Annotated in this window: 11 protein-coding genes; 8 read left to right on the forward strand and 3 right to left on the reverse strand. The window is 66.4% G+C overall.

What is annotated here, in order from left to right:
* The first annotated feature begins 17 nt into the window (after positions 1 to 17).
* The 3 genes from DLM85_RS18205 (at position 18) to DLM85_RS18215 (ending at position 4,256) form a co-directional block, all read left to right on the forward strand.
* A complete protein-coding gene (locus DLM85_RS18205) occupies positions 18 to 833 on the forward strand; it encodes a hypothetical protein (protein WP_111479588.1) in 816 nt (271 codons plus the stop codon).
* A 264-nt stretch (positions 834 to 1,097) separates the two neighbouring features.
* On the forward strand, positions 1,098 to 2,558 hold the full coding sequence (locus DLM85_RS18210; protein WP_111479589.1) for a hypothetical protein: 1,461 nt from the start codon (positions 1,098 to 1,100) through the stop codon (positions 2,556 to 2,558).
* Positions 2,559 to 2,774: 216 nt separating this feature from the next.
* On the forward strand, positions 2,775 to 4,256 hold the full coding sequence (locus tag DLM85_RS18215) for a hypothetical protein (RefSeq protein ID WP_111479590.1): 1,482 nt from the start codon (positions 2,775 to 2,777) through the stop codon (positions 4,254 to 4,256).
* A 334-nt stretch (positions 4,257 to 4,590) separates the two neighbouring features.
* On the opposite strand, the gene DLM85_RS18220 is transcribed toward DLM85_RS18215, so the two are convergent.
* Positions 4,591 to 5,292, reverse strand: coding sequence for a hypothetical protein (locus DLM85_RS18220; protein WP_111479592.1), 702 nt, complete (start codon positions 5,290 to 5,292; stop codon positions 4,591 to 4,593).
* A gap of 225 nt (positions 5,293 to 5,517) precedes the next feature.
* Here DLM85_RS18220 and DLM85_RS18225 point away from each other — a divergent pair, with 225 nt between their 5' ends.
* On the forward strand, positions 5,518 to 6,057 hold the full coding sequence (locus DLM85_RS18225; protein WP_133257130.1) for an RNA polymerase sigma factor: 540 nt from the start codon (positions 5,518 to 5,520) through the stop codon (positions 6,055 to 6,057).
* A gap of 187 nt (positions 6,058 to 6,244) precedes the next feature.
* Here the strand turns inward: DLM85_RS18225 and DLM85_RS18230 are convergent, their stop codons facing one another.
* Positions 6,245 to 8,287 (reverse strand): TonB-dependent receptor, encoded by a 2,043-nt coding sequence (locus DLM85_RS18230; protein WP_133257131.1) that lies wholly within the window; start codon positions 8,285 to 8,287, stop codon positions 6,245 to 6,247.
* A 361-nt stretch (positions 8,288 to 8,648) separates the two neighbouring features.
* Here DLM85_RS18230 and DLM85_RS18235 point away from each other — a divergent pair, with 361 nt between their 5' ends.
* From DLM85_RS18235 to DLM85_RS18250, 4 genes are all read left to right on the forward strand, one after another.
* On the forward strand, positions 8,649 to 10,601 hold the full coding sequence (locus tag DLM85_RS18235) for an OmpA family protein (RefSeq protein ID WP_207891056.1): 1,953 nt from the start codon (positions 8,649 to 8,651) through the stop codon (positions 10,599 to 10,601).
* 131 nt (positions 10,602 to 10,732) lie between these two features.
* Positions 10,733 to 11,350 carry a Crp/Fnr family transcriptional regulator gene (locus DLM85_RS18240; RefSeq protein ID WP_111479600.1) on the forward strand — a complete coding sequence of 206 codons (618 nt, stop codon included), beginning with the start codon at positions 10,733 to 10,735 and terminating at the stop codon, positions 11,348 to 11,350.
* Positions 11,351 to 11,423: 73 nt separating this feature from the next.
* Positions 11,424 to 11,990, forward strand: a complete 567-nt coding sequence (locus DLM85_RS18245; RefSeq protein WP_111479601.1) for a DinB family protein — start codon at positions 11,424 to 11,426, stop codon at positions 11,988 to 11,990.
* Positions 11,991 to 12,038: 48 nt separating this feature from the next.
* Complete coding sequence (locus DLM85_RS18250) at positions 12,039 to 12,284, forward strand: hypothetical protein (RefSeq protein ID WP_243636028.1); 246 nt, start codon at positions 12,039 to 12,041, stop codon at positions 12,282 to 12,284.
* Between the two features lie 124 nt (positions 12,285 to 12,408).
* On the opposite strand, the gene proS is transcribed toward DLM85_RS18250, so the two are convergent.
* Positions 12,409 to 13,884: a proline--tRNA ligase gene (gene proS, locus DLM85_RS18255; protein ID WP_111479603.1), complete on the reverse strand. Its 1,476-nt coding sequence runs from the start codon at positions 13,882 to 13,884 to the stop codon at positions 12,409 to 12,411.
* Positions 13,885 to 13,983 lie beyond the last annotated feature (99 nt).

The raw sequence follows: 13,983 nt of genomic DNA on the forward strand, positions 1-13,983 counted from the left end.
ACATCCACCTTTTTGCAATGACCAACTCCTTGTATCTGCTCGGCCTCGCCGCCCTCGGCCTCGCGGCCTGCGACGCTTCCAAGCAACAGTCATCGGCCGCGGTGGCTACCAGCGAAACCGTAACCAATACGGCCGCCACCCAGGAAAAGAACGGCATCAAGCTCACGCCGTTTACCGACTCGCCCAAGTTTGCCGCTGCCGGCCTGCGGCTGAATACGCCCGCCAACGGCTCTACCGTGCCCAGCGGCGCCGTGGCTTTCGACTACGACCTGACCAACTTCCAGCTCACCAAGATGACGGAGGGCATGCACGCCGAGCACATGGCCAACTCGGCCAAGGGTCAGCACATCCACAACATCGTGGACAACCAGCCCTACACGGCGCACTACACCACCGAATTCACCAAGGACATTCCCGACGGGCAGCACGTGGTCCTCTCGTTTCTCTCGCGCTCCTACCACGAAAGCCTGAAGCACCGCGGGGCCTACGATTTGCGCGTCGTCACGGTGGGCAAGGCCGCCGCGCCGATGACGTTCGACGTGAAAGCCCCGCACCTGTTCTACAGCCGGCCCAAGGACGTGTACACCGGCAACGACGCCAAAAGCGTGATGCTGGACTTTTACCTGGTGAACACCACGCTGGCGCCCGAGGCCAACAAGGTGCGCGCTACCATCAACGGCACCGAGTTCTTGCTGGATCAGTGGGCCCCCTACATGATGGAAGGCCTGCCCATGGGCGAAAACACCATCAAGCTGGAGCTGATTGACATGGACGGCAAGCCGGTGCCCGGCCCGTTCAACACCGTCACGCGTACGTTCACGCTGCAGCCCTAGCCTGGTCTGCCTGATCAGGAGGCCGTACCCCTGCTTGCCGATGCTGGCGAGCAGGGGTATTTTTTTGGGCAAGCAAGCCCGAAAAGTGAGAGGATTATTTCAAAGAAAGACGGGTATATATACCTGAACGCTCTATGAAATAGGACGCTTACTTGCCGTCACTCGGTATTTATCCGGATGTGGTCGGTAGAAGGTAAGCCTGCAACCAGTGGGCTAAGGGCCTTGGCGGCCCGTCGATAGGTACCGGCTTAGCCACGTTGCCTGATGAAACACCTCGCCGCACTGGCGGGCCTGCTGGGCCTGCTCGGAGCCTGCTCCACCGACCACTCCACTACCAACCAGGCCACCCGCCTCGGGCCACCCGACGCGGGCGGCGCCTACGCGGCGCCGCCCGTGGGCAGCTTCCCCTCCGACGAGGCCACGGTGAACCGCTGGGTGCACGCGCAGGACATGCGCGCCATCCGGGCCCACGCCTGGGACATCTGGCAGTCCATCAACACGCTCACGCCCGACAGCCTGCCGGTGTGGGAAACCTGGTACTCGGGCCACGAGCTGTTCGAGCGGGTCACGGCCACGCGCACCGTGGTGCACGACTTCAATTCGCCGGTGCAGTTCTTCCACGCCTCGGTGGTGAAGCAGCGCGGCATTCCGAGCGACCCGGCCGAAATGCCCATCAGCTTCAACCGCTACTCGCCCAGCCTGGCCAACTTCATCTGGACCAACCGCCTGTATGACTCGGCGGTGCTGGCCCAAAAGTACCAGGCGGTGGTGCGCAGCGGCGCCCCGCTGGCCCAACGCGGCCTGCTCACGTCCAAGGACAGCGTCGATAAGGCCTCGTTTGCCCTCAAGCCGGTGTTTCAGTTTATCCGCGGCGACTCGGCCTCGGTGGTGCCGTACTGGGCCGGCACGGCCCCCGGCGCCACCACCGACCTCGACAACCCCGAGCCGCACACCTGGCGGCAGTGCGTCATCGTGGACCCTACCGGCCGCCTCAAGCCCGGCACCACCGCCCGCATGAGCTGCAACGGCGAGTCGCCCCGCGACTGGCCGGTGGTGTCGATGAAGGACTTCTACTCGATCCAGATTACCGCCGCCGAGGCCGCCAGCTACAGCAAGTTTGCCGAGGAATCGGGCGACGAAATCGGGCGGGGCAACCTGGGCGACACCACCTCCATCAAGCAGCTGGTGAAGGCCGGCAACTACGCCCTGCTCACGGGCATGCACGTGACGGGCAAGGAAATCAGCAACTGGACCTGGCAGACCTTCTGGTGGAGCCCCAACGGCCACGACGCCGTGTTCGGCAACGACCGGCCCAAGACCCTGCCCGCGCCCTGGAACCACTACAACATGCTGGCGGCCTACTACATGGTGGCCCCGGCGGGCACGCGCACCGGCGGGCAGCCGCTCATCGTGTTCAACCCCTACCTGGAAACCAACCTGACCGGCACAGTGGCCAACGGCGCGGGCAGCAAGGGCTCGACCCAGTGGTACGGGGTGTTTTCCAACTGCATGAGCTGCCACCGCCTGGCCGCCTGGCCCCAGGGCCAATACACCAGCAGCGGCTACATCGACCCCGGCGACTCGGCCTTCTTCACCGGCAACCTCAAGACCGACTTCCTCTGGTCGGTGGCCACGCGGGCCCGGCCCATCTCGCCGGCCCAGCTGAAGCTGCTGCGCCAGCTGCGCCCGGCCAAGCCTGCCGGGGCTGCCGGGGCCGGCAAATAAGCCGGCGCCGAGCCTACTAGCACGTCCTGCCGAGCGGAGCCGCAGCATCTCTACCGCTTTGTTCGGACGAAACCGTTCGGTAGAGATGCTGCGACAAGCGGCCGCCGGATGGAGCATGACAGTACTATCCGGCGAGATGTCTCGACTTCGCTCGACATGAGGGCCAGGAAATTCTACCCCCATACCCCCAGCATCCACTAACCAACTCGATTACCCATGAAACACCTCTACCTCCTGGCCCTGGCCGGGGCGCTGCTGGCCAGCTGTGACTCGGGCGGCCAGAAAGGCGGCACCGCCGACGTGGGCGCCGACGCGCCCGCCGACAGCATCAACATCCAGATTGCCGCGCTGCCGCCCAATGAACTGCCCGCCGGCTCCGACCCGCAGCAGCTGGCCGAGTTTGCCTGGGCGGAGTTCTTTGCCCTGAACTGGCAGTCGTCGTTTCCGAAGGACGGCAAGCGCGACTCGCCCGACAACACGTGGTCGTTTAGCAGCGCCGGCGCCTACCCGCCGCTGGTGGTGTGGGAAACCTACGCCCACCGCACCGAGCTGCGCCCCTTTTACGGCCAGATGCAGGCCTTCGACAACGCGCCGCACTACAGCTTCGGCGATTCGACCATCCAGGCGTATCCCGGCTCCAAGGCCAGCTTTACCCTGTTCGACAACATCGACGAAAACAACGAAATCGGCTCCTGCAACCTGTACGCCCACGCCGACTCCCTGAACGGGCAGCCCAACCCCAACAAGCGCATGGTGCTGTACCAGGCCAAGGTGAACCGCGACGAGTACGAGTACATCCGGGCCAACTACCCCACCAAGGCCCGGCTGCTGAAGGCCATGACGACCACCGCCGCCAACATCAAAAACACCATGGCCTACTACCCCAACGGGAAGGGCCAGGGCTCCTGCGCCTGCCCGCCCGGCGACAGCGTGATTTGCCTGCCCTGCGGCAACACCGCCAACCCCAAGGGCGGCACCTACACCGGCGCGATGGAAGTGAAGACCGCCTGGCGCCAGCTCACGGCCCAGGACGACACCAGCACCTTCTTCACCCGCAAGGTGCTCTACTACCGCCAGCTCAACGGCAAGACCTACTACGACAACGCCGTGTTTGCCCTCATCGGCCTGCACATCATCCACAAGACGTTCAACTACCCGGAGTTCGTGTTTGCCACCTTCGAGCACAACAGCGTGCGGCAGCCGGGCCAGGGCTACCGCTACGTGCTGCTGAACAAGGGCCGGGAAATTCCCGGCAGCGCCCAGCCCCCGCACACCAAGCCCATCCTGCCCCTGACCGAGCGCGTGACGGCCGCCGCCCACCGCAAGCTCAAGGGCCTGAACCCGAACTCCATCTGGCTGAACTACCGGCTGGCGGGCGTGAAGGGCACCCCCACGGCCGATTCCACGGCCGCCAACTTCTTCCTGGCCAACTTCGTGGTGGAGTCGGATAAGACGCTGGCCGACTTCCACGGCAGCGGCATCGGCACGCCCCACAACTTCAAGCCGAACATTCTCGCGCCGGGCGGCCTCGTCGCGGGCGGCGGCTGCCAGGGCTGCCACGGCGTGGCCCAGCTCGGCGGCACCGATTTTTCCTTCCTGCTCGACACCGTGGGCAAGCCCGTGAAGGCTCCCGACATCGACCAGACCCAGCGCCTGAAGCTGCTGCGCTACATCCGCGCCACCGCCGCCAAGCGCTGAGGCGCCTTTGCGAGGACCGAGCCTGCAGGCGCTGAGGCGCTGGCACGCAAAGGCCCGCCTTCCGGTAACGGAGGGCGGGCCTGTTGATGTGGTAGCCGCCCGCAACCGGTTGGGGTGCGCGGCCCCGCGAGCGGAAGGGCACTGCAACCGGTTGCAAGGCCCTTGCCCTTGAGCGGAAAGGCACTGCAACCGGTTGCAATGCCCCCGCCCCCGAGCCGGAAGGCACTGCAACCGGTTGCAGTGCCCTTGCCCGCAAGCCGAAACCACCTGCAACCGGTTGCAATGCCGTTCGGCTCGCGGGGCCGCGCACCCCAACCGGTTGCGGGCGGGCGGCCTAGGCGACTTTGCTCTTCGCGGCGCGACGGGCGGCCCGTTTGGCGTTCTGGTTGGGTAGCGCCGCGTAGTTGAAGAAGGCGCGGGCGTGGTGGGGCGCGGCGTGAAACTGGGCCAGGGCCGTGCAGTGCGCCTGCCACAGACTCTCGCAGACCTCCCGCCAGTCGAGGCCCAGGTCGCCGATGGTGTCGCTGACGGCTTTTTTGGTGCCGGCCTGCTGCTGGCGGGCGGCCAGCAGCTCGCGGAGCAGGGCGCGGCCCTGGGTGCCCACTCCGGCGGGCAGCTCGGCGGCGCGGCCGTCGATTTTGTCGAGCAGCACCTGCAGGCGGGTGGGCAGCTCGGCAACGCTGGCATCGGTGATGCCCTTCAGGCCCTGGGGCAGCAGGTCGAGCAGGGCGGCGGGCTGCTTGCGGTATTGGGGCTTGAAGTGCACGTCGTGGGCCTCGCGCACCCACTCGTGGATGCTGGCGGTGACGTCGTTGGCGCTGCGGGCCTGGCTCTGGCCGGTGCCGTCCTGGCCGCCGCGCTCGGCGGTGCTCTTTTCCAGCTCGGTGAGCTGGGCGCCGAAGGCCGCCGCCAGCGCCTTCAGGGCGGCGTTGTCGGTGTTGAGCAGGGCCGCGTGGGTGTAGCGGGCGAAGGTCAGGAATACCGGCCGGGCCGCGCGGATGTTGAGGAAATGGTTTTCGTACGGGGCTTCGTACATGGTGGGAAAATGGAAAAGTGGGAGATGGACAACGAGCAATAGGTGCGGGTAAGCGTAGGGCAGTAGCCGGAAAGTACAACCTCGACCGTAGCTACGCAACCACTCCCGGCGGATCGGCGCCGTAGCCGGGCTGCTGTATAGCTAATAACCTATACAGCAGCGGCGTGGTACAAGGCCAAGCCGCTCCGTGCAGCCGGTATTGTATCCGCCTAATCGCCCCACCGCTTGTCTGTCCCCGTAGCCGAATCGGACCTGATCCGGCGCCTATCCTGCCGCGAAGCCGCGGCCATGACTACCTTCTACGACCTATACGGCCGCACGCTCTACCGCATCATCCGGGCCTTCGTGCCCGGCGAAGCCGCGGCCGAAGACGTGCTGCAGGAAAGCCTGATCAAGATCTGGAACGGCTTCGGCAGCTACGACCCGGCCCGCGGGCGGCTCTACACCTGGGCCGTCAACATCTGCCGCCACCAGGCGCTGGATTATTTGCGCCAGGCCCACGTGCGCGGCGTGGGCCGCACCGATGCCTGGCACGACGTGCCCACCGCCGCCGAGCCCGCCGCCAGCGGCGGCTTCGTGCCCGAGCACCTCGACGTGCGCGCCTGCCTGGCCTACTTGCGCCCCGCCTACCGGCGCGTGCTGGAGCTGCGCTACTTCGAGGGGCTGAAGCTGGAGGAAGTGGCCGAGCTGCTGGCCCTGCCCCTGGGCACCGTGAAAACCCAGCAGCGGCAGGCTTTGCGGCAGCTGGCCGGGCTGTGGCGCTGAGCGGCCGCGCACCGGCGCACCGGCGCGGGGTGCCCCGCCCTTAGGCCGGGACGTGGGGCAGGGCCACGCTGAAGGTGCTGCTGGCGTTGGCTTGGATCGGGCATCAACAGGGCGCGGCGGTTGCGGGATAGTCCACCCACAACTGGGTTTATAGGCTTGGCGGGCAACGCGCGGTATCGGGCCGGGGCTACCGGCCCCAGCGCGCCCGGCCCCGCAGCTGGTATTCCAGCAGCAGCTCGAAGTAGGGCAGCAGGCGGGAGCTGCGCCGGCCCAGCTCCTCGGCGGTGTAGCTGCTGCCGCCGATGTAGGTGCCCTGGCCGGGGCGGTAGCGGTAAAGGTTCTGCAGCTGCTGCAGCCACAATGAAGTCGTAAGCACCAGCGAGCCGGCGCGGCGCTCGAAGCTCAGCTCGGGGCCGTGCTGGCGGGTGAGGGTGCGCAGGTAGATGAGGCCGGCGGCCCCGGCGCCTTCGGGCAGCAGGGCGGCGCGCTGGTGGCTGCGCTGCTCCAGGAAGCGGTAGCCGGCGCGCAGGCTGCTCTGGCCGCGTACGCCGCGCCAGCCCCGGCGCAACCCCAGGCTCATGTCGTGCAGGATGGTGGTGTCGAGGGGGCTTTCCCGGAACGACTGCCAGTTCAGCTGCCCGATGCGGTTTTCGCGGCGCTGGTAGTCGAGCGTGAGCAGCCACTGGGGGCGCACCTCCCACTGCAGGTGCTGCTCCAGCTCCAGCACCCGGCTGGCGCGGTTGCGGGCCTGCTCGGCGGGCCGGTCGCGCACCTGGTAGCTCACCCAGAGGTGGTAGCTGCCGCGCCAGCTGAAGGTGCCGGGCGCCCAGGCGAAGCCCGGCTCCCAGTGCAGCAGGCGGTCGGAGTAGTTTTCGGCGCTCTGCTGGGCCTTGATGAAGATGAGCTGGCGGTACTCGCCCCAGAGGCCCAGCGAAGTGCGGAAGGTGGGGTGCCAGCGCGAGGTCAGGCGCAGGCGCAGCTGGTGGCTGGCCTCGTCGCGGTCCTGGTAGTTTTCGGGGCTGGGCGTATCCACGCGCAGCAGCTGGGCATTGCCGCCGGCCGTGAGGGCGTGGCGGGGCCGCAGCAGCCAGGTCAGCTCGGCCTGCCACTGGGTGGTTTTCTCGCTGATGTCCTTGATTTTCTCGCGCTGCTCGGCCGTGGCGAAGCGGGCCGGAGCGAGCAGGCGGTTGTTGTCGAGGTGGTAGCCGCGCACCCGCTCGTGGTAGCTGAACTGGATGCGGGCCTGCAGCTTGCGGCGCGTGAGCAGCAGCTCCTGGCGGGTGTCGTACTCGTGCTGGCGGTAGCCCAGGTTCTGCACCGTGTCGGCCAGCGGGCCCAGGCGGCGGTAGCGGAAGGCGCGGGCGGGCAGCAGCACGGAGTTGTCGGAGCGGAAGGACGCCTGGCCGGGCAGCTGGTAGGTCCACTGCACCTGGGCGGCCAGGGTGTCGCTCTGAATGCGCTGCACGTTGGCGGGCAGGTAGTCCTCGGTGCGGGTGTTGCGGTAGCCCAGGCGCAGCAGGGCCAGACTGTTGTCGTCGACGGCGCGCTGGTACACCGCATCGGCCAGGGCGCGCTGCCAGCGGCGCGGCCCCAGCTGCGTTTGCAGCGCCACTAGGCGCAGGGCCACCGGCTCGGGCCAGGCGGCCAGGGGGCGTACCACGGCCGTCAGCTCGGCGCCGTAAGTGGGGCCGAGGTCCTGGCGGCCGTTGCGCATGTCGTGGGTGAGGCCGCCGAGCAGGGCCACGCGCAGCTGCGAGAGGGAGTCGGGGGTGGAGCGGGGGCGCAGGCGCCACTGCCCGCCGGCGCGGCCCAGCCACGTCACGGTGCGGATGTGGTTGGCGTGGCTGTAGTCGTACACCATCTGCTGGCCCACCTGCCAATGGCGCCCCAGCCCGATGAGGTGCAACGCATCGGCGCGGTAGTCCTCGCGCACGAAGGGCGGCCGGCCGCGCGAGTCGAGCACCCAGTCGGTGCGGGCGCGGTAGAGCAGGGTCTGGCGCTTGCCCAGGTGCCAGCGGCCGTAGGCCTCGCTCTGCTGGGTGTAGGTGCTCACGCCGATGCGCCGCGCGTGCAGGCGCACGCCCACCAGGGTGTCGGTCGGCGTCATGGTCACCAGCGTGGGGTCGGTCACGCCGTCGGGCACCAGCTGGGCGCGGGCGGCCGGCGCGGCGGCCAGGCTGGCCCCGCCCACGCCGGCGGCTAGTGCGAGGCGGCAGACAAAACGGCGCATAGCAGGCGGCGGAGCGGGTGGCAAATACGTTGTAAACTACTACTTTCAGCAGCGGCCCGCAACCGGCTGCCCCGGTTCGGCCGCGGCCGACACATTATTGTGTGGTGGCGCACCCTGCGCCGGATGCGTACTTTTAAGGCCGCATTTGCCGCCGGCCGAAACTATCCACCGCCGGTAGCCGTCTTTCCTGAACTCAACCATGCCGCCGCCCGTCGGGGCGGCTTACCACTGCCGGGGCACAGTCCACCGTTTTTTGCCCGTCTTTAGTATGAGCGTACGTTCTCTCGTTTTGTCATTGGGGTTGGTTGTGGGATGCAGCGTTGGGGCCCGAGCGCAGCACGCGGTATGGGCCGCCAAAGTCGTGGAAGTGTCCTCGCAGAAAGCCGAGGGCAAGGAGCCGTTTTCGCCCGAAAAGGTGCTGGGTGAGCCCAACGCCCTGCCGCTGGGGCAGATCAGCAACGAAGCCTGGATTCCGAAAAAGGAGGGCGCCAAGGAGTTTATCGAGGTGAAGTTCACCAAGTCGGTGGTAGCCCGGCAGGTGACGGTGGTCGAAAACTTCAACCCCGGCTCCATCATCCGCATCGAGCTGGTGGACACCCGCGGCGAGCGGCACCAGGTGTACGAAAATCCCAGCCCCGGCCCGCTGCCCGAGCTGTTTCGCACCCTGCAGGTCACCTTCGGGGCGGGCACGTTCCGCACCATCGGCGTGGTGGTGACGATGAACACGGCCAAGGTCAACGGCGTCAACCAGATCGACGCCATCGGCGTGGCCGACGTGACCGACGTGATGGTGAAGAAGGATTTCAAGGCCATGCCGACGGAAAACGCCATTTCCTTTGACTCGGCCATGGTGAACCTGGGCCCCAACGTGAATACCAAGTTCACGGAGGTGCGCCCCATCGTGGCGCCCGACGGCCGCACGCTGTTCTTTGCCCGGCAAGGCTCGCCGCAGAACGTGGGCGGGGCCAAGGACGGGCAGGACGTGTGGTACTCGACGCTGACCAATCCCAAGGCCAAAACCTGGGGGCAGGCCAAAAACGCCGGCTCGCCCATCAACTCGCCCGGGCCCAACGGCCTGGCCTCGGTATCGGCCGACGGCTCCTCGGCGGTGCTCATCAACGTGTACAACCCCGACGGCTCGCTCGACCCCAAGGGCGCCAGCATCACCCGGCGCAAGGCCACGGGCTGGACGCAGCCGGAAAAGATTAACATCCAGGATTTTTACAACGACGACCCGGACAACGTCGACTTCTTCCTGAGCACCTCGGGCAAGCAGCTGCTGATGGCCGTGGACCGCCGCGACAGTAAGGGCCAGCAGGACCTCTACGTGAGCATGCGCCAGGCCGACGGCTCGTTCTCGCGGCCCGTCAACCTGGGCGCTAACATCAACACCAAGGCCGCCGAGTTTGCCCCCTTCCTGGCCCCTGATGGCAAGACCCTGTACTTCGCCTCCGAGGGCCTGGCCGGCTACGGCAAGGGCGACATTTTCTACGCCAAGCGCCTCGACGACACCTGGACCAACTGGACCAAGCCGCGCAACCTGGGCCCCGCCATCAACTCGCCGGCCATGGACGCCTACTTCTCGCTGTCGGCCTCGGGCGAGGATGCCTACCTGGTGTCGGACCGCAACGGCACCGACGGCTCGCGCGACATTTTCCGCATCAGCCTCTCCTCCAACAACAAGCCCGAAGCCGTGGCCCTGGTGCGCGGCCGCGTGCTCGATGCCGCCACCAAGAAGCCCGTGGCCGCCACGGTGCGCTACGAAAACCTGATTACCGGCGAAGAAATCGGGGTGGTGGAAACCAACGCCACCGACGGCACCTACACCATCGTGCTGCCCACCGGCGCCCACTACGGCTACCGCGCCGACGCCACCGGCTACCTCTCGGAGGACCAGAACCTGGACGTGACGGACCGCAACAAGTATTCGGAGGAAACCCAGGATTTGTACCTGATTCCCTTCGAAGTGGGCCAAAAGATCAAGCTGAACAACATCTTCTTCGCCCAGAGCAAGTACTTCCTGCGCGAAAACTCCTACCCCGAACTGCAGCGCCTGGTGGCTATTCTGAAAAACTACCCGCAGGTGGAAATCGAGCTGCAGGGCCACACCGACAACCAGGGCGACCCGGCCCTGAACCTGAAGCTGAGCAACGACCGCGTGAACGAGGTGAAGAAGTACCTGGTGAGCAAGGGCATTGCCGGCACCCGCATCCGCGCCCAGGGCTTCGGCGACACCAAGCCCATTGCCCCGAACGACCAGGAAGAAACCCGCAAGCTCAACCGCCGGGTGGAATTCGTGATTACCAAGAAATAACACTCGTGCGGCTGGCTTTCGGGCCGCCAAAACCAACGGCAGCGGCCGGCTCCTCCCTGGGGCCGGCCGTTTTGCTTGGGTGTGAACCGGCGCTTCGCGCTACATTTCGGTCTGCCACCAAGTCCACCGTCATGCCCACTTTCCGCCACATTGAGCAGCCCAGCGGCGCCAACCCCGACCTGCGGATGCTGGCCGAGCTGATGCGCAAGATTCCGCAGCTTACCGCGGCCGACATCGACGAGCTGCTGCCGCTGTGGACGCGCCGGGGCACCCTGCGCCGGGGCGAGTTTCTGAGCCAGTTCGGGCAAGTGGAAAACCACCTGTATTTCATGCTGAAGGGCACCATGCGCATCTACATGCCGCTGCCCGAGGAAGATGCCTACACCGGTTTTGCCTACCCCGGCACCATGGTGACGAGCGTGCCCTCGTTTCTGTCGGGCCAGCCGTCGGAGTTCTGCGTGCAGGCCCTGCAGCAGTGCGAGCTGCTGGCCATCAGCCGCGCCGATTGGATGCGGCTGGTGGAGCAGAACCCGAACTTCGGCCGGTTCTGGCGGCTGGAAATGGAGCGGGCGGTGCTGGGCCTGATCGAGCGGCAGATTGACCTCTTGCTGCCCGAGCCGCAGCAGCGCCTGGAACGGGTGCTCAAGCGCAGCCCGCACCTGTTTCAGCTGATTCCCAAGCGCCACATTGCCGCCTACCTGCGCATGACGCCCGAGACGCTCAGCCGCCTGGGCGCCGTAAAATCTTGAGCGTAATCAAGGGAGCCAGGGCCGGCCGGTGCCGACCTTTGAGCTGTTCGTCAACCACTTCTGAAAACAGCTTATGCAACCCACCGCCTTCCTCCAAGCCCTGCACGCCACCGTCCGCCAGCTGCGGGCCACCGTCGAAACCGAGCTGACCCCGCTGCCCGACGCGGTGCTGAACTTCAAGCCCCGCCCCGACAGCTGGAGCGTGCTCGAATGCCTGGAGCACCTGAACCGCTACTGCCGCTACTACCACCCGGCCCTGACCAAGGCCCTGGCCAAGCCCGGCGCCTCGGCCGACGACGTGCGCTACAGCTGGCTGGGCCGCAAGTCCCTGGACATCGTGCGCCCCGACAACGGCCAGCAGCACAAGACCGTGAAGCACATGAACCCGGCGGGCAGCCAGCTCAGCCGCGCCGTGCTCACCGAGTTCCTCGGGCACCAGGCCGAGCTGCTGCACCTGCTCACCGCCGCCCGCGCCACCGACCTGAACCGGCGGGCCGTGCCGGTGGAGTTCTTCCGTCTGCTGAAGCTGCGCACCGGCGAAACGCTGGAATTCGTGGTGCGCCACGAGGAGCGGCACCTGCAGCAGGCCCAGCGCGTAGCGCAGCTGGCCCAGGCCAGCGCGCCGGTGCTGGCCGTGTAAGTACCGGCCCGCGGCTGACTTTCGGCCGCCGGCTACGTATCAGCGGCCATGATGAAGCAACGCGAAGTAACCGACAAGCACAATACCACCTGGACCTGCGCCCAGGCCTACGCCGCCGTGGAAAGCGCCGCCACCAAAGAAGCAGTAGCTAAAAGCGAAACCGACGAAGGCAACGTGCCGGTCGTGTGCACGCCCAGCGGCGGCGCCCAGACGGTGCGCCTGGAGCTGCCCAAAGACTGGTTCGCCAACCTGCCGGACGAAGAGCTGGCCCAGGCCATCCAAGCGGCGCAATAATCAAGCGTATGCAAAGACAAACGCCCCGCTACCAGCATGGTAGCGGGGCGTTTGTGGTAGATGGACAATCGTCCACAAAATCTGCAGAATCCGAACCGCCGGTCGGGGCAGCCAATCCGTGGTCCTAGTACGCCCGGGCGAAGTACACGCGGCGCTTCGAGGGCTTGCCCGTCAGGATGCAGACGCCGTCCTCGTCGGGCTCGTTCAGGGCCACGCAGCGGATGGTCGCCTTGGTTTCCTCCTTGATGCGCTCCTCCGTCTCGCCGGTGCCGTCCCAGTGGGCCACCACGAAGCCGCCCTTCTCGTCGAGCACCTGCTTGAACTCCTCGTACGAGTCGACGCGGGTGGTGTGCGACTCGCGGAAGTCCAGGGCCTTCTGGTAGATGTTCTTCTGAATGTCCTGCAGCAGCTCGTCGATGCTCTGCACGATGTCGGCCAGCGGCAGGTTCAGCTTCTGCTTGGTGTCGCGGCGGGCCACTTCGATGGTGCCGTTGTCCAGGTCGCGGGCCCCGATGGCCAGGCGCACGGGTACGCCCTTCAGCTCCCACTCGGCAAACTTGAAGCCGGGGCGCTCGGTGTCGCGGTCGTCAATCTTCACCGAAATGCCGCGCGCAATCAGGCCCATCTGAATGGGACGGATGCGCTCCAGCAGCTCGTCGAGCTGGCCGGTTTTGTAAATCGGCACGATGACCACCTGAATCGGGGCCAGCTTGGGCGGCAGCACCAGGCCTTCGTCGTCGGAGTGGGCCATGACGAGGGCGCCCATCAGGCGGGTGCTCACGCCCCAGCTGGTGCCCCACACGTGCTCCAGCTGGCCTTCCTTGTTGGTGAATTGCACGTCGAAGGCCTTGGCGAAGTTCTGGCCCAGGAAGTGCGAGGTGCCGGCCTGCAGGGCCTTGCCGTCCTGCATCATCCCTTCGATGCAGTACGTCTCGACGGCGCCGGCAAACCGCTCGTTCTCGGTCTTGACGCCCTTCACCACCGGCAGCGCGAGGTGCTCTTCGGCAAACTCGGCGTACACGTCGAGCATCTGCCGGGTTTCGGCCAGGGCTTCCGAGTCGGTGGCGTGGGCGGTGTGGCCTTCCTGCCAGAGGAACTCGGCCGTGCGCAGGAACAGGCGGGTGCGCATTTCCCAGCGCACCACGTTGGCCCACTGGTTGATAAGCAGCGGCAGGTCGCGGTAGCTCTGAATCCAGCCTTTGTAGGTGCTCCAGATGATGGCCTCCGAGGTGGGGCGCACCACCAGCTCTTCTTCCAGCTTGGCGTTGGGGTCCACGCGCAGCTTGCCGGGCTTGTCGGGGTCGGTCTGCAGGCGGTAGTGCGTCACCACGGCGCACTCCTTAGCGAAGCCTTCGGCGTTCTTCTCTTCGGCTTCAAACAGGCTTTTGGGCACGAAGAGCGGGAAGTAGGCATTCTGGTGGCCGGTGCGCTTGAACATGTCGTCCAGCGTCCGCTGCATCTTTTCCCAGATGGCGTAGCCGTAGGGCTTGATGACCATGCAGCCGCGCACGGCGGAGTTTTCGGCCAGCCCGGCGCGCTTAACTAACTCGTTGTACCACAGGGAATAATCCTCGCTGCGCTTCGGCAACTGTTTGCTCATGGGAGGGTCTCTTGGAAAAAGGAAAAAGTTCCCGAGCTTGGTACAGGATTTGCCTAGCCTTGCCCGGGCACTGATCGGGCCCCAAAGTACGTTATTAAA

Origin of the sequence: Hymenobacter edaphi, from assembly GCF_003258365.1 — a bacterium.
GTDB lineage: Bacteria > Bacteroidota > Bacteroidia > Cytophagales > Hymenobacteraceae > Solirubrum > Solirubrum edaphi.